16 protein-coding genes are annotated in these 16822 nt (G+C 43.2%); 10 read left to right on the forward strand and 6 right to left on the reverse strand.

Features of this window, described 5'->3' with window-relative positions:
- Nucleotides 1-174: 174 nt before the first annotated feature.
- Together FSB76_RS12280 and FSB76_RS12285 are read right to left on the reverse strand one after the other, a co-directional pair.
- Nucleotides 175-2607 carry an outer membrane beta-barrel family protein gene (locus FSB76_RS12280; RefSeq protein ID WP_147053859.1) on the reverse strand — a complete coding sequence of 811 codons (2433 nt, stop codon included), beginning with the start codon at nt 2605-2607 and terminating at the stop codon, nt 175-177.
- 106 nt (nt 2608-2713) lie between these two features.
- Nucleotides 2714-3058 carry a hypothetical protein gene (locus tag FSB76_RS12285; protein ID WP_147053860.1) on the reverse strand — a complete coding sequence of 115 codons (345 nt, stop codon included), beginning with the start codon at nt 3056-3058 and terminating at the stop codon, nt 2714-2716.
- Nucleotides 3059-3172: 114 nt separating this feature from the next.
- Between FSB76_RS12285 and FSB76_RS12290 the strand changes: the two genes are divergently transcribed.
- From FSB76_RS12290 to FSB76_RS12300, 3 genes are all read left to right on the forward strand, one after another.
- Nucleotides 3173-3730, forward strand: coding sequence for an RNA polymerase sigma factor (locus FSB76_RS12290; RefSeq protein ID WP_147053861.1), 558 nt, complete (start codon nt 3173-3175; stop codon nt 3728-3730).
- Nucleotides 3727-4149 (forward strand): hypothetical protein, encoded by a 423-nt coding sequence (locus FSB76_RS12295; protein WP_147053862.1) that lies wholly within the window; start codon nt 3727-3729, stop codon nt 4147-4149. Before FSB76_RS12290 ends, FSB76_RS12295 begins: the two co-directional genes overlap by 4 nt.
- 294 nt (nt 4150-4443) lie before the next feature.
- Nucleotides 4444-5346 (forward strand): VOC family protein, encoded by a 903-nt coding sequence (locus FSB76_RS12300; RefSeq protein ID WP_147053863.1) that lies wholly within the window; start codon nt 4444-4446, stop codon nt 5344-5346.
- A gap of 191 nt (nt 5347-5537) precedes the next feature.
- Here the strand turns inward: FSB76_RS12300 and FSB76_RS12305 are convergent, their stop codons facing one another.
- Both FSB76_RS12305 and FSB76_RS12310 read right to left on the reverse strand, forming a co-directional pair.
- Nucleotides 5538-6347, reverse strand: a complete 810-nt coding sequence (locus FSB76_RS12305; protein ID WP_147053864.1) for a helix-turn-helix domain-containing protein — start codon at nt 6345-6347, stop codon at nt 5538-5540.
- Nucleotides 6348-6561: 214 nt separating this feature from the next.
- Entirely contained in the window at nt 6562-7584 is a 1023-nt protein-coding gene (locus FSB76_RS12310) for an SDR family NAD(P)-dependent oxidoreductase (protein ID WP_147053865.1), read from the reverse strand.
- Between the two features lie 365 nt (nt 7585-7949).
- On the opposite strand from FSB76_RS12310, the gene FSB76_RS12315 reads away from it, so the two are divergent.
- On the forward strand, nt 7950-9083 hold the full coding sequence (locus FSB76_RS12315) for an acyltransferase family protein (RefSeq protein WP_147053866.1): 1134 nt from the start codon (nt 7950-7952) through the stop codon (nt 9081-9083).
- A gap of 66 nt (nt 9084-9149) precedes the next feature.
- Here the strand turns inward: FSB76_RS12315 and FSB76_RS12320 are convergent, their stop codons facing one another.
- Entirely contained in the window at nt 9150-9701 is a 552-nt protein-coding gene (locus FSB76_RS12320; protein WP_147053867.1) for a VOC family protein, read from the reverse strand.
- Nucleotides 9702-9941: 240 nt separating this feature from the next.
- Nucleotides 9942-11294: a BamA/TamA family outer membrane protein gene (locus tag FSB76_RS12325; RefSeq protein WP_225976491.1), complete on the reverse strand. Its 1353-nt coding sequence runs from the start codon at nt 11292-11294 to the stop codon at nt 9942-9944.
- A gap of 389 nt (nt 11295-11683) precedes the next feature.
- On the opposite strand from FSB76_RS12325, the gene FSB76_RS12330 reads away from it, so the two are divergent.
- From FSB76_RS12330 to FSB76_RS12355, 6 genes are all read left to right on the forward strand, one after another.
- The gene (locus FSB76_RS12330) at nt 11684-13252 is read left to right on the forward strand and encodes an HAL/PAL/TAL family ammonia-lyase (protein ID WP_147053868.1); all 1569 of its coding nucleotides are present in this window, start codon (nt 11684-11686) and stop codon (nt 13250-13252) included.
- 43 nt (nt 13253-13295) lie between these two features.
- Entirely contained in the window at nt 13296-14024 is a 729-nt protein-coding gene (gene fabG / locus FSB76_RS12335) for a 3-oxoacyl-ACP reductase FabG (protein ID WP_147053869.1), read from the forward strand.
- A 103-nt stretch (nt 14025-14127) separates the two neighbouring features.
- Complete coding sequence (locus FSB76_RS12340; protein WP_147053870.1) at nt 14128-15345, forward strand: beta-ketoacyl-[acyl-carrier-protein] synthase family protein; 1218 nt, start codon at nt 14128-14130, stop codon at nt 15343-15345.
- A 13-nt stretch (nt 15346-15358) separates the two neighbouring features.
- On the forward strand, nt 15359-15616 hold the full coding sequence (locus FSB76_RS12345; protein WP_147053871.1) for a phosphopantetheine-binding protein: 258 nt from the start codon (nt 15359-15361) through the stop codon (nt 15614-15616).
- Nucleotides 15617-15701: 85 nt separating this feature from the next.
- The gene (locus tag FSB76_RS12350; protein ID WP_147053872.1) at nt 15702-16124 is read left to right on the forward strand and encodes a 3-hydroxyacyl-ACP dehydratase; all 423 of its coding nucleotides are present in this window, start codon (nt 15702-15704) and stop codon (nt 16122-16124) included.
- A 23-nt stretch (nt 16125-16147) separates the two neighbouring features.
- Complete coding sequence (locus tag FSB76_RS12355) at nt 16148-16810, forward strand: hypothetical protein (RefSeq protein ID WP_147053873.1); 663 nt, start codon at nt 16148-16150, stop codon at nt 16808-16810.
- The last annotated feature ends 12 nt before the right edge of the window (nt 16811-16822 follow it).

The raw sequence follows: 16822 nt of genomic DNA on the forward strand, positions 1-16822 counted from the left end.
GAATAAATTCCATCCATCGGGTACTACAAACTTAGCATTTACCTAAGCGCGGGGATGTGAAACACGTCATTATTAAAACTGACTTTCGTCATTTCCTGTAAGCTATAACCTTAAACACATCAACCATGGAGCAGCTATCTGCAAAGGCGAACGTGCTTTTGTGACCACTCCTTTTTAATTCGACAGATCATCATTCCTGATCTCGTTTTTGCTCTTTTTGATACCATCCCTTAAACCTCCAAAATTATAGTTCAGGCTAATGTTAAAGGACCGGAAATAGTCTCGGTTGGTGCTGTATTGTGAAAAGGCTGCCCCAAAGGTTTGATTTTGATTGTTGCGGTATTTGGTGAATGGGTTTTTGATCCCTGCAGCAAAACCCAGCTTGTTTTTAATCAGTTCTTTGTTCACTCCAAATGCTGTACTCACCATCCCGTTTGATGTTCCCTGCAGGCCGTTGGGGTTGCGGCTTATTACATTCACATCTGCATTAATGCGCCAGCCGTTACTAACCTGGAAGGCATTAGATAAAGCAAGGAAATAGATGTAACGGTTGTTATGGACAATAACCCCATCATTTGGGCCAGATAACCATAGGTACATCAGGTTGCCATTTAAATTCACGTTATACCATTTACTTACAGGGTAACCCATGTTAAAGTTAGCACCCAGGCTTTGGGCCTTGCCCACATTGGCATAAGTGGTGCTGGTTACCTGTGTTGCATTGTTAAAATGAGTAACTTTAAGATCGAGGTTGTTCATGAACGAATAATCAAGCCCGATATTTACTGATAACTTTTTGTTGTTGCTATAACCCGCCTGCACATCATTTAACACCACCGGACGAAGGTTTGGATTACCGGTTGATTCGATATTAGGGTTAGAGTTATCGATATATGGGTTCAGCCTGTTTATTCCCGGCCTTCTTATCCGTTGGGAAAAACCGAAATTGACACTACTCTCGTTCTTGAAATTCTTGCTTACTGCAAATGACGGAACAACATTAAGGTAATTTTGATCAGCAACAGACCCGGATGAAGTGAAATCGGCCCGTATCACAGTTTGCTCAAGCCGTACCCCGGCACTAATGTTCCAGCTTTTTAATGAAACCTGGTAAGAGTTGTATGCGCTGTACACATTTTGAGTATTGGTATACAAGTCTGATAGCGATGGGTTCAATTCAAACTCGCCGCTGGCAGGGTTTAATGAGTTGTACCTGAAATCACTTGCATTGTTTCTGAATATAGCCTTTACTCCGGCTTCCATATTTACCATTTTTACCGGTGTCACAAAATCTACCTGAACGGTTTGCTCCCTGAATTTTTCGTGATTATATTGTTTATAATTTGGCGCTGCCTGGTTAACCTGGTTTAAAAAGCTGATTTCTGTATTCTGATCGCTGGGGTTTGTACTATATTGATAAGAAAATGTCAGCAAGCGGTTCTTTACAGCTTTAAAGCCCAACTGGTAATTAAGCGCTGCATCAATACCATAAGATGTGCCTGTATTATTATTTGTAAGGTCATAATGTTGCGGTTGTATATTGGCCCCATTTAAAGCAGAAGAAAGGCTGCTGCTGCCGTTTGAACGGTTCCCATTGATATTGAACTGACCGGAGATGAGTTTAAGCGAGTCGATTTCATAACTTAACTGTGTGCCGAAATAGGCATTTTTATTATTTGATTTACCAAAACCCTCCTGTTGCAAATTTCCGGCAGATTCACCTGAACTTGTCCTGTTGTTGGAAAAACTGGTTTGCGGAGAATTATATATACTTGCCCCGCCAAATGCCGAAACACCAAATTTGCCCATTTTAGCGGTAAATGAACCGCCAACTCCCGGCCCGCCGGTTGGCCCGCTTTCATTTACATTCAGTGTTCCGTTATAGCCATCGTTCACTTTTTTATCGGTGATGATATTAATAATACCAGCCAGGCCTTCGGCATCGTATTTAGCCGGAGGTATGGTGATCACTTCAATTTTCCGGATGGTAGAAGCGGGCATGCTTCTGAGTATGGCAGTCAGGTTACCATTCACCATGGTCGAAGGTTTGCCATTAATGAGCACCTTATAACTGGAATTTCCTTTTAGCAAAATATTGTCGCTGCCATCTAACGAGATAAAGGGAATTTTATGCATCATGCCTAAAACGCTGCTTCCTTTGCTTTCCGGGTCAGCTTTCAGGTCATAAACAACCCTATCGGCCTTTTGATTAATGATGGGCCTGTCGGCAGTAATTGCCACCTCTTTTAACGAGGTAACTTGTGCTGCAAGGTAAATGTTGCCCAGGCTGGTGTTATCAGCCAGATCAACAGCAACAGCTTTTTGCCGATAGCCTACAGCCACAATGGTTATATGATAACGCATTTTTTGTAATGCCGAAAAAACAAACAGGCCGCTATCTTTTGTCACCATAGCCCGCACCGGCTCTCCCTTTTCGTCTTTTAACCTAACGGTGATGAATGACAACGGTTCATGACTAACAGAATCAATTATTTTACCGGATAAGCGATATGCTCCTGGTGCCGATTGCGCCAGCGTAGCTTTATTGAGCATTAATAATACACTGATAATTAATACTATGCAGATGGAATTAAGTTTAGTTTTCATTGTGATAAAAATTTTAATGGTAGAAAATATGGGATGTAGTTATCCATTAAGTGCTGTAAAGCGCTTTTAAAGGATGTAAAAAATTAATTGGATGTGTTAGCCGGGCCTATTGCTGCCTGCCTTTTTTTCGTTGAATGGCTAAATAATAGGTCAGGAAACCGGCGGCAATAAAGATTGTTTCGACGCCGTATGGCAGGGGCGAATCTTCGGCACTGTAAGGAATGTATTGCATTGTTACCAAACCTATACCGGCAAAAAACAGGATGATGCCCCACTTTAATGATTCGGTACCAAAGCCCGAGAGCTGTGCTAAAAATTTAACCGAGCTTTCATTCAGCGGACCGGCATCCAGTATCCTGTTCTTGAGCCTGTGATTAAACAGGGCAATAATCAAAACGGCTAATATGATGAAAAACACTATGAGGATGATAAAAGGAAGTAACTGTTTCATGATGTTGTTATTTTAAATGATTTGATACAGTAGTCAGCAAAATAAGATAATCGGTTGCAATTATTTTTTATTATTTTTTGCAACCGTTTTGCGCTACCGGCTGACTACTGTAATATGTTAAATGAAAGGGAAATTATATCCAGGATAATTAAGGGAGATTTCCGCGCCTTTGAGCTATTGGTAAAAGAATATGAAAAACTGGTATTCTTTGTAACTAACCGCATTGTACAGGATTTGCAGGATAAGGAGGATATTTGCCAGGAAGTTTTTATTAAGGTACACCATAGCCTGCCCAAATTTAAATTTGAGTCGAAGCTTTCTACCTGGATAGCCCGTATTGCTTATTTAACTGCCATCGATTATACAAAAAAATATAAAAAGGAACGGCAGAACGATTACCCGGAAAATTTAGACAACTATTACTTTACCAATGAAAACCCTGAGCAGGTTTTAACAAAAAAAAACATTTCCGAATATATTAACCAACTGATAGCACAAATGCCGCTGGCCTACCGAACAGTACTAACATTGTACCACTTGAATGAATTTTCGGTACAGGAGATTGAGCAGATTACCGGTACGCCCGAAGGTACTATAAAGAGCAATTTGTTCAGGGCTCGAAAACTGTTGAAGGAAAAAATAGAAAAAGACACCAAAAATGAGCCATTATGAAAGAGCTAAATGACGAAGAAATACAGCGATTGCTGGAAGGCGACCTAAATTTACCCGGCCATTCGCTATCGGCAGATGAGCAAACAAACCTGGGGCAGTACCAGCTGCTGTTTGAAAAACTTAAAGAAGAACCCAAAGAGGGCTTACCCTATAATTTTGCTTCAAAAGTTAAAGCACGTTTACAGGCACAAATCAACCGGAAAAAAGACATTCGATTTTATTTGGTGTCTTTAGTTGTATTGGCAACCGGTTTCGCGGCATTTTATGAATTGCTGGCATTTGTTAATACCAACGCGAGCAACCAGCTTTTTGCAGTTGCCTTTAAATTTAAATGGATTGTTATTTTAGGTGCAATACTGTTTTTAGGAATACTGTTTGGCGATCAAAAACTGGTAAAAGAAAAAATCATAAAAAACTAAAAGCAATAATCCATTCCAGGTTCACAACACCATTGTGCCGATTGGGGTAATGTGCCGTTTTTTTTGCCCCTTGCTTACTGGTCGTTATATAGCCTGAATGAAAAATACCGGATCTGATGTAGTATAACAGGACAATAGCGCGTTAAATCCTGTCGCAATACACCCCGTAAATTGTCCCGGATGCCTATGCCCGTGCAGCAAAAAATCATTTAATTTTGAGATAGTTAAGTAGCTACCATTAAAACAATTAGTGCTTAAAATTTTAAATTATATCAACACCAAAACCATTTACCTATGTTACCCATCAAACCACACCTCTGGTTCGACCAGGATGCAAAGCAAGCGGCTGAATTTTACGCATCGTTCATGCCCGATTCGGCCGTCAATTATGCCAATCACTTCCCGATGCCTGGTGGCGAATGTGAAGTAGTAGAATTTACTATTGCAGGCCAGTCGTTCTTTGGCATTAGTACCGGGCACAAACTTGGTATCAATCCGTCCATTTCATTTATGGTTAATTTTGATCCCTCGCGCAACCCGGATGCCGACAAGCATATCGACGACATATGGAATAAACTTATCGAAAACGGCAAAATAATGATGCCATTGGATAGTTACCCTTTTAGCAAACGTTATGGCTGGGTTGAAGATAAATATGGAGTATCCTGGCAACTGATCCTGACCAACCCCACCGGTGAAGAAAGGCCCGTAATAGTCCCTTCGCTGTTGTTTACCCCACCGGTTGCAGGTAAAGCCAATGAAGCAATCGACTTTTATTGCGCAGTGTTCAAAGATAGCAAACGCGGCACCACGGCATTACGCCCGGAAGATATGGGGCCGGATAAAGCAGGCACGCTGTTGTTTGCCGATTATTATATTGATAAAACCTGGCTGGCCGCTATGGATAGCGCCCATTCGCATGGTTTCAATTTCAACGATGCCGTATCATTATTAATCCCCTGCGAAACCCAGGAAGAGATTGATTACTATTGGTCGGCGCTTTCCGCTGATGGCGAAGCCGGGCAATGCGGCTGGTTAAAAGATAAATACGGCGTATCGTGGCAGGTGGCCTCTACCGTTATGTTCGATGCGCTCAAAAACGGTAGCCCTGAACAAATTGCGCGGGTTACGGAAACTTTTATGACGATGAAGAAAGTTCAGGTAGCAACCCTGCAGCAGGCCTATAATGGTAAGTAACCAATTCCAATTACCTTAATATATCAACACTAATAAATCATCGGCTGATGCGTGCCCAAGTAATTACCCGCCAGGTGTGCGAAATGAAAAGCCGGTAAAACAGGTGAAGTGGCCCGGGTTTAGTTAGTTGGCCGCTATCATGAAAACGGGAGCCCCAGGGTTGAAACATCCGGGGCTCCCGTTTTTGCAATCTATTTTTGAAGCAAACCATTGGGCGGATAGCCAAACAGGTTTTTGAATGCATATGAAAAATGCGACAGGTTCTCGAAACCGGCTTCAAGATACACATCGTTGGGTTTGCGCTTATTTTCGGCAATTTGGTAGTGGGCCAGTTTTAACCGTTTTTCTGTCAGCCATTTTTGGGGTGTGGTATTATACACTTTTTTAAAATCGCGCCTGAATGTGGCCAGGCTGCGGCCGGTTAAATAGCCAAACCTATCTAAGGTCATATTAAACATATAATGATGTTCCATAAAGTCGGCAAGATTTATTTTGCCGGGCTCGGCAAAGTTGGCCAGCAAGCCATCCACACTTTTATCAATTGCCCGGAGGATACTGATGGCTTCTTCAATTTTTATATGGGCCAGGTCGGCAGGCAGGCTTTCGCCAAGATCGAAATAAGGGATTAACGATGCAAGGCAACTTTCAAGTAAAGGGTGCCTGGTAAACCTGTATACCTTTTGCAGTGGTTGTACCTTGCCAACGGCTTTATGTCTGGAATAAAACTCCTTAAGTTTCTCTGTCGTGAGGTGCATAGCCACGGCCTTATGCGGTTGGCCATCCTTTGGGTAATTAATAACCGTTGCCAGCTGATTGCGCGGAATCAAAAATATATCGCCTGCGTTAAAAATATAACTGGCCTCGGCCTGTATAATTTTTGTTTCGCCCGAAATAAACCAAACCAGGATGTGATGCTCAAACATCACTTCTGTTTTAAAACACTTCCCGCTAAAAAGCGATAGCTTAATATCGGGGCTGATATATTGCGTCTCAAATTCCATATGATCGAAGTAAATTTACAAAATAAATCAGCCCGGAAAGCTATTGGTGATGTATCGGATATCTGATGCCGACTACTCACCAGGCCCCGACGCATCGAGGGCCACCGTCTCTTCGGCTTCGCCGTAAAGAGGGGCCTGGACGCCATTAATGAACAAATAAAATTTCCAGCCGGATTGCATCTCTCCTTGCCGTCCTGGCGGCAAATTCCCCCTATCAATCAGCCCTAAATAATACCCCGGTCATTTCTTCGCTTAATGCCCACAGTTTTCGTGCATTTTCGGCGTTTACCGAGTATGGTTTTACACCCCTCAGGGATGAAGGATCACTGTAGTCATGATTAATATTTCCCTCGTCAAGCTCGGCCACATCGGCATCTTCACAATAAACACCGCCTATGCCATTTAATTGCGGACTGGTAGCGCACCAAACCGATGTAGCAGCGCCCTGGTCAATATTTTTTAGCTTGGCTGCCACTTCCGGCTTAATGTTACCATCCTGGTCATGGGTGCCCATTTGCTGAAATAAAGCCATAGGTGCTACACGGCCCAGGTCGGTGCCGATTACCGAACCGGGGTGCGCCGAAAAAGCGCGCACATTAAAAGCCTTGCCCCGGTGGTCAAGCTCTACCGCAAAAAGATTATTGGCCGATTTTGATTGCCCATAGCCCTGTAAAGTTTCGTAATCGCGGTTGATAAAATTGGGATCGTCAAAATTGAACGGCGCAATTTGGTGGCCAAAAGAAGATACATTAAGCACACGGGCGCCATTTGCTTTCCGCAAAGCGGGCCAAAGCCTGGCCGTTAACTGAAAATGGCCCAAATGGTTGGTAGATAGCTGTGACTCATATCCCCGCCCGTCCCGTTGCAGTGGCACCCACATAATACCGGCATTATTAATCAGGATATGCAGGGCATCATGAACCGCGAGGAATTTTGCTGCGAACGCATCGATGGATTCGGGCTGCTGCAAGTCCATTTCTTCAATGATTACATTGGCAGTTCCTTTTAAGTTATTAGCGGCTTTACTGATATCGCGGGCCGGTACCATTACAGTTGCGCCGGCCGCAGCCAGTGTTTTTACCGTTTGGAGGCCAATGCCCGCATAACCACCCGTAACAATGGCAGTTTTGCCATTAAGATCAATCCCTTTTATAACATCATGAACAGTAGATGTTGCATTAAACCCCGATTGGAGCGGTTGCTGTAGGGCTCCGTTATAATTGTCTTTTAAGTTCATCGTTTTTTAATTTTATTTTCAAGACAAAACTAAGGGAGCCAGGAAAAAGCAGGTTTGTTTAAAACATCAAACCGCTTTGTTTAAAACGTCAAAAAAAACAGGAGCGAAACAAATGGCCTTTTGTGCTTTGCTTTATTAAAGCCCACTTTTGTTCCATCGCATGCAAAACAACATCATTAGCCCTATTGTCAATTTAAAAGTTTTATTTATCATTGCGTCACAAAAACGCATAGGGGCACCCCTGTTCAATAAACCGGTTATAACATTACATTTCTTCTTGTATTTCAATAAAATAAAGCATATTTATAATTCGTGCCGCGTTGGCACGGCCAAAGCCATACAAAACCTTTAACACGCTTAAACTAATGACCCAAACTCCTGCGTACCTCGAATCAAAAAGCCATTATAAAATTTTAGACGGACTGCGCGGTGTAGCCGCCCTGTTAGTGGTAACCTTCCATATTCTGGAGGCCAATAATGGTGGCAGCCGCTTTGCCCAGATCATTAATCACGGCTACCTTGCTGTCGATTTCTTTTTCCTGCTTTCGGGCTTTGTTGTGGCCTATGCTTATGATGATCGTTGGGGCAAAATGGGTCAATGGGATTTTTATAAACGCAGGCTTATCCGGTTGCAGCCAATGGTTATCATGGGCAGTATTATTGGCGCCATATTTTTTTATCTGCAGGCATCGCCTACGGTGTTCCCGCTGATAAGCGCCACGCCCGTTTGGAAAATGCTGCTGGTTATGGTTATTGGTTGTACACTAATCCCGATACCCATATCAATGGATATACGCGGCTGGCAGGAGATGCACCCGCTGGATGGCCCGGCCTGGTCGTTGTTTTTTGAGTACATAGCCAATATTTTGTACGCGGTAATTGTGCGCCACTTTTCAAAAACAGTACTTGCCATATTTGTGGCCATATTTGCCGGCTTGCTTATCAACTACCTGGTAACCGGGCCGCAGGGCGATGTTATAGGTGGCTGGAGTATCAATAAACAGCAGATGAGCATAGGCTTTACCCGTTTGCTTTACCCGTTTTTTGCCGGGATACTGCTTTCGCGCTTAGGAAAGCTTATCCATATTAAAAGCGCGTTCGCTGTGTGTAGCATACTTGTTTTTATTGTACTGGCTATCCCCAGAATTGGCGGCACCGAACACCTTTGGATGAACGGTTTATACGAAGCATTTGTTATTATTATCATGTTCCCGCTTATTGTTGCCATTGGTGCCGGCGGCGAGCTTACTGGCAAAACAGCCACAAAAGTGTGCCAGTTTTTTGGCGATATTTCTTATCCCATTTATATAACCCACTACCCTTTAATTTATTGGTACACCGCCTGGGTTATTGATAATAAAGTACCCATGGGCTACAGCCTTTGCATTGGCTCGGTTGTGCTGGTTAGCAGCATAGCCATTGCTTATGCCTGCCTTAAACTGTACGATGAACCTGTTCGCGAATGGCTCAGGAAACGTTTTTTGGTAAAAAAAGCATAAAGATAAATGCTATGCACTGCATCAATTATAAAGGGGGAGACTTACGAAGTATCCCCCTTTTTGTTTTTAGTTTGCAGCTTTATTCTCGAAAAACCGCTTCTGGGTTTTCAGGGCCCCATCTAATGATTTTTGAATATAGGCAATTCCCTCTATCGCTTCAGGGGTTGATGCTCTTTGCCCAATTTCTGCCGGGTTGGTAAAATCAACCTCTTCAACGCGTTGATTAATCCACCAAAGGTTGCCAAAGGGATCTAAAACCCGGCAAACCTTTTCTCCAAAATAAAGCGTAGTTATGTCGGTAACCGATTTAGCGCCCAGTTCTAAAGCTTTTTGATAGGCGCTTTCAACATCGTCCACATACAAATTCAAAAACGACGGCGTTGATGCCCAATCCGTTCTTGAATCAAATAACATAACCAAGGCGTTTCCAATTTTCACTACCACATGTATAATTACGCCTTCATCATTGGTAATCCTGCTATTTGGAACTTCCCTGGCATCAAATGCCGCTATCAAAAAGGCAATTAAATTGACCGATGATGGCGATATGATCCATGGCGTTATTGATGTATAATCATCTGGTACCGTTTTGATTTTTTGCGAACCGAAGCTTTTCATGATTTTCCGTTTTAATTTTTAACGAAATTACCGGTAGGCAATGACAGCCCTATGTCAGCAGTATTGAAATTAATTTTTAATGGAGGAAGAACGAAAACCGGCGGGAGACCAAAGTTTTTAAAACTGCGCATGCAAGGAGTTTACAACAGGTGATAAGTATTTGGCTGAAGCCTAAAGGGAAGAGCTTTAAGCAGTCTCTTTCGATAAGCTCCTGATGACAGAAGTGGTGTTGTAAAACCCCTAAAAAGCCTCGTTCAAACCCAAAAAGAAGCCTTTTGAGCCAAACTTGCCAAAGGCATAGTCGAGGCACAAATTGGTGCGGGTAGCTTTGTTAAACAGCACCCGCAAACCACCACCGCCGCCAGGCTGAAATTTTTGGAATAGCTTGGTTCCGGCTTCGTCATTCGCGGTTTGCTCGCTAAAAAAGGCTACCCCGCTTATGAATTTATTTTTGAGGATAGGGAAACGGTATTCCACTTCGCTGTAGTTAAACCTGGTACCCTTAAAATAACCGGTAGTGTAGCCCCTGCCGCTGCGAAAGCTGCCATCTTTGGCCGTACCGGGCAATTCAAGATAGGGTATATCGCCGCTAATGAGGTACGAACCCCAGTTCCAAAAGGCAATAACATGCTCCGGGTTTTCTGACGATAAGCTAAAATACTTCCTGAAATCGGTAGTAAACTGTACAGCGCTTTTGGTGCTACCCATCCAGGTTTGGTTAACCCGGAAACCCGCATCGGCATAAATTCCCTTATAGGCACGGTTCTGATTATCGCGGGTGGTGTACTGAACGTTAAAAAGCAAACCATCAGCCCGATAGCTATCCCGCTTAAATCCGTGCTCATCACTGTAAATATTATACGGCGTTAAATGGTTGGTGGTATCTGCTTTGTCCTGAATCTTCGTACGGATATCAAACGACACACCGGCACCTACAAACAGATTTTTCTCTACTTCCTTATATACCTTTTCGCGCAGGTTTAAATAGATGGAATGGTATGCACGGCCTTTACGACCTGCGTTAACAAGCGCCTGGTCGGCTGCGCTGCCTCCCGGATCTGGCTGGCCTATTCCCAAACCAAAATCGGGTGTAACACTTTTGGCCGCCACTATATTACCCTGAAAATTCCACTTGTTGCCTGGGGTATAAACGTTATGGTTGATATAAAAATAAAGAATCCCTTTTGTGGTATACGATATTGAAGTTGCCGCAACCGATAATAGCGTATTCGGATCGCCCCCTAATTTACGCCCTGCCACGGCCTTTATACCCAGCTGAAACCCAATACTGGGGTTAGATGCAATATTGGGAATAACCGTTATGCCCGAAGGCTTTTTGAAAACAGAATCGGGCTTCTTTTTGGGGTGTAAAACAGCTGTTACCAGGTTACCAAAATCATACTGTTTTGAAATATCATTGGCTTTTTTCTGAAACTTCACCGAATCGGCATGATGTTTTATTGAATCTCTTTTCAGGGAGTCGTGAACAACTACCTCCTGCGCGTAAGCATAATTTTGTATGGCCACCAATACCGGTAATAATAAAATTTTGAATACGATGTAAAACCTTTTGTTTATGTTGTTTTGCTGCACTATCGGGATTGAAAAATGTTAAACTTCAACTACTTATCCTGGCCCTTTAACACAGGGGCCAATTTTTAAACCTGAAAACCATTGAAATGTTTGATATTAAAACTGCCAGTACAAACCTATGTGGTGTAGGCTTTAGCATTGCCTGTTGATAACTTAGTCCAAAACACGCTGGTTATTGCCGTGTAACGTTTTGAATACTTCTATCGTCTGCGTATTTACATAAACGGTTTAATAACCCCGAAACGGTTATTTATATGCTTTATTTGCGTTTGGTGGGGCATCAATAAAGAACTTAAATAGTATCATATCTGAAATATTTATCCTATTTTCGGACGTTTTTTGTGTGAATTTTTAATGAAGTTTCTTTTTTAATATAATAATTTTAGTTCATGATACATATAGGGGCGCGGTACCTTACTGCCGATGATTTTGCTAAGATTTTGTTTGATGGCGAGGAAGTTGGCTTGGATGCATCGGTTGTTAAGAATGTTGAGGTTAATTACCAGTTTTTGCAGGGTTTCTCTTCAAACAAGCTCATATACGGTATCAACACCGGTTTCGGGCCAATGGCCCAGTATAAGGTGAGCGAAGAAAATTTGCTGCAGTTACAATACAACCTTATCCGCAGCCATGCTTCGGGTGGTGGTAATTTAATGCAGCCCCTGCTGGTTAAAGCCCTGATGATTGCCAGGCTTAACAGCTTTATGCAGGCCCGGTCGGGCGTGCATACCGATTTGCCCGAACTGCTTACCCAATTAATTAATAAGGATGTTGCCCCCAATGTATTTGAACATGGCGGCGTAGGCGCATCCGGCGATTTGGTGCAACTGGCCCACCTGGCACTGGTTTTAATTGGCGAAGGCGAATCAAGCTATAAAGGCGAGCAGCACGACACTGCCGAATTGTTTAAAGAACTGGGCATCGAGCCGCTATCTATAAAAATCCGCGAAGGTTTAGCCATTATTAATGGCACATCGGCCATGACGGGTATTGGCATGGTAAACATCATCCAGGCCAAAAAACTGCTGGAATGGTCAATCGTGCTGTCGTCTATGATTAACGAGGTGGTGCAGGCTTTTGATGATCATTACTCTTACGAGCTTAACGTGGTAAAACACCACCGGGGCCAAAACGAGGTTGCTGCCATTATGCGCGATGTGCTTACCGGCAGCAAAATGATCCGCGATCGGTCGGAACACCTGTATAACCCCGATAACCTTAACCAGGAAGTTTTTTTGGATAAGGTACAGGAGTATTACTCCCTGCGCTGTGTAACCCAGGTTTTGGGCCCGGTTTACGATACCATTTTTGAAGTGGAGCGCGTTGTTACAGATGAGCTGAACTCTGTAAATGACAACCCGGTGATTGACCACGAGGCCAAAAACATTTTCCACGGCGGTAATTTCCATGGCGACTATGTTTCCCTGGCTATGGATAAACTGAAAATAGCTATTACCAAATTGTGTATGCTTTCCGAAAGGCAGTTAAACTACCTGCTTAACGAGAAGCTGAACCATAAATTTCCTCCGTTTGTTAACCTGGGTGTGCTGGGCTTTAACTTCGGGATGCAGGGTATGCAGTTTACTGCCACTTCAACCACTGCCGAAAACCAGACCCTATCGTACCCAATGTACCTGCACAGTATCCCTAATAATAATGATAACCAGGATATTGTAAGCATGGGCTGCAACGCCGCATTGATGACTAAGCGCGTTATCGACAATACCTTTGAAGTGCTGGCCATACAAATGATGGCTATTTTACAAGCTATTGATCACCTGGATTGCAGCGAAAAGCTGTCGCCCACAACCCATACCGTTTACACCGATCTGCGTGCCATATTCCCTAAGTTTATTGAGGATAAGCCAAAGTATAAGGATATGGTGAACGTGAAGCAATACTTTGAAAAAGCCGAGCACGTGCACCTCATTAAAAAGAGAAACTCCCACATTTTATAATTGCAAGCATATACTTTACGTAAAAAATTAACACACCAGGACGATGAAATGTGCATTAGTAACAGGCGGATCAAGAGGAATAGGCCGCGCCGTTTGCTATAAACTGGCCACCATGGGCTATTACGTGCTTATTAATTATAAAAGCAACCAGGCAGAAGCCGACAATACGTTAGCTGCAATTAAAGAAAACGGCGGCGATGGCGAGATAATGAAATTTGACGTATCCAGCAAAGAAGATATCCGCGCTGTATTAGGCGGCTGGGTTGAAACTAATACTGAAAAATACATTGAAGTGCTGGTAAATAATGCCGGCATTAAGGATGATACCCTGATGATGTGGATGAAAGATGAGCAGTGGGACAGTGTATTAAATACCAGTTTAGGCGGTTTCTTTTATGTAACCCAGGCTGTTTTAAACGGCATGCTGGTTAAAAAATATGGCCGCATTATTAATGTGGTATCTTTATCGGGCTTAAAAGGTTTGCCTGGCCAGGTTAATTACTCGGCTGCCAAGGCGGGTGTAATTGGCGCAACCAAGGCGCTGGCGCAGGAAATTGCGCGTCGCGGTGTTACCGTTAATGCAGTTGCCCCCGGTTTTATTAAAACCGATATGACCGACGGTTTGGATGAAAAAGAGCTAAAATCCATGATCCCCATTAAACGCTTCGGCACCCCCGAAGAGGTGGCCAGCGTGGTTGGCTTTTTAGCATCGCCCGAAGCTTCGTATATTACTGCCGAAGTAATTTCTGTTAATGGCGGCCTTTATTCATAATTAATCATTTGTTCATATTAAACAAACACATTAATATTTCAGGATTAAATAAATTTATTTAGTTTTAAGGGAATTGTTAAATGATTAAGCCGGTATTAGCGTTATGAATAGAGTTGTGATTACAGGGATGGGGATTTACTCGTGCATTGGGAAAACCCAGGACGAGGTAAGAGACTCGCTTTTCCACGGCAAATCGGGCATTTTACTCGATTCTATGCGCAAGGAGTTTGGTTACCGGTCTGGCTTAACCGGCTTTGTCGACCGGCCCAACTTAAAAGAAAAGCTCGACAGGCGTTCACGCATTATGCTGCCCGAACAGGGCGAGTATGCCTATATGGCCACCATTGAAGCATTGGCCCAGGCAGACATCGATATGGATTACCTCGATCAAAATGAAATAGGTATCCTTTACGGTAACGATAGCTCGGCCAAGCCGGTTATTGATTGTACCGATATCATCCGCGTAAAAAAAGATACTATGCTGGTAGGCTCGGGAGCGGTTTTCCAAACCATGAACTCCACCGTGAGCATGAACCTGGCCACCATATTCAAATTAAAAGGCATCAACCTCACGGTAAGCGCAGCCTGTGCAAGCGGCTCGCACGCTATCGGCCTTGGCTATCATCTTATTAAAAGCGGCCTGCAGGAAGGTATTATCTGCGGCGGCGCCCAGGAGCTTAACCATTTTTCGATGGGTAGCTTTGATGCGCTTTCGGCTTTCTCTACCCAGGAAGCTACGCCAACAAAGGCATCGCGACCGTTTGATAAAAGCCGGGATGGCCTGGTGCCAAGCGGCGGCGCAGCTACCGTGATTTTAGAAAGCCTGGAATCGGCACAACGCCGTGGCGCAACTATTTTGGGCGAGGTTATTGGCTATGGGTTTTCATCAAACGGCGGCCACATATCCAACCCTACCGTTGGCGGCCCGGTACGCTCATTGGCTATGGCCCTGAAGGATGCAGGTATGACCGCGGCCGATATTGATTACATAAACGCCCATGCCACATCAACCCCTGCGGGTGATGCCAGTGAGGCCAAAGCTATCCACGAGGTTTTTGGATCGAGCAAGCCGCTGGTAAGCTCAACCAAATCTATGACAGGCCACGAGTGCTGGATGGCCGGCGCAAGCGAGATTGTATACTCTATGCTGATGATGCAAAATTCGTTCATCGCGCCAAACATCAACTTCGAAACCCCCGACGAGGATTCGGTTAAGTTAAATATCGCTACCACCACCATCGAACGGAATTTTGACGTATTTTTGTCGAACTCTTTTGGTTTTGGCGGAACAAATTCGTCGCTGATTATTAAAAAATATTGATTAACCTACCCTTATGCAGTTTTTAGAAATTATAGAAAAAACAAATGCTTTTTTAGCAGAAGAATTTGAAATTGGTGTGGCGAAAATATCGCCTGAAGCCATCCTGAAAGATACCCTTGAACTTGACAGCCTGGATTATATAGACCTGGTTGTTGTAATTGAAAGCAATTTCAATTTTAAGGTGCAGCCCGAAGATTTTGTCGGCATTATCACTTTCCAGGATTTTTATGAATATGTTAATACCAAGGTGAACGCCGGCGAATTGGTGTAATAATTGCGCAATTTGCAGATGCTGATCTGCAAAACCTTTACTGATTTTACCTGAGCCACTGTTAAAACCTGTTAAACCTGCTAATATGTTTGTACCTCCTGCCAATACTCCCGACCTTATCCCGCAAAAATTTCCTTTTGTGATGATAGATCATTTGACCTGGACGGATGATAAAAGCAGCCGCACCCAATTTTGTATAAAAGCAGATAACGTACTGGTTGAGGATGGCGAATTTAGCGCGGGAGGGCTGGTAGAAAACATAGCGCAAACGGCCGCCGCCCGTGCCGGATACCTGGCCCAAAACAGCCAAAAAGCCGATGCTATAGGTTATATTGGTGCTATTAAAAACCTCGAAGTGTTTTCTTTGCCTAAAATAAATGATATCTTAGAAACGGAAATCGTTATTGATAATCAAATATTTGATGTAACACTGATATCGGGGAAGGTAAAACGCGGCGAAGAAACTTTGGCGCAGTGCCAGATGAAAGTATTTATAATTCAACAATAAATAATTTAATCTAAATCATCAAAATGAAACCTACAAAAAACACCTGGCTGATAGCCTTTTTACTAACAGTTGTAAGCAGCCTGCCTGCTTTGGCGCAAAGCACAAAAGCCGATATTTTTTCGGGCAGTGCTAAAATTACCTGGTTAGGACTTGATTTTACACAAACAAAATTTATAGGTACGGCTGAAGCCAAGGTAATGGGTATCGGAAAAAAAGACGATATAACACCTGAGGAATTCAGAGACGATTATACCGTAGGATGGAACCGCCTTTTTGTTACCGAGCAAAAGAAATATGATGTGGCCGAATCAATCCACCACAGTTCTGTTGATTATGCGCTTGATGTAGCTAAAGCTTCAAACGCCAAGGCAAAGTTTGATAAACTTTACACCGACAACCCGAGCGATTTTAAATTATTGGATGAGGCAAAAATTACCGCTATTGTAAAGGGTTACGATTTCCAGAACAAAGAAGGTATTGGCTATATATTTTTTGTAAGCGGCATGAACAAAGGCATTGATAAAGCCGGTGTTTGGATAACCTTTGTTGATATGAAAACAAAAACAGTTTTGCTAACCAAATATTATGAAGGAAAACCAGGCGGTTTCGGCCTTAAAAACTACTGGGCAAAAGCGTTTTTAAATGTAATGAAAGATGTAAAATCTGATTACAACAGCTGGAAATAAAAAGCACTGACA

Source organism: Mucilaginibacter ginsenosidivorax, from assembly GCF_007971525.1.
GTDB classification, from domain to species: domain Bacteria; phylum Bacteroidota; class Bacteroidia; order Sphingobacteriales; family Sphingobacteriaceae; genus Mucilaginibacter; species Mucilaginibacter ginsenosidivorax.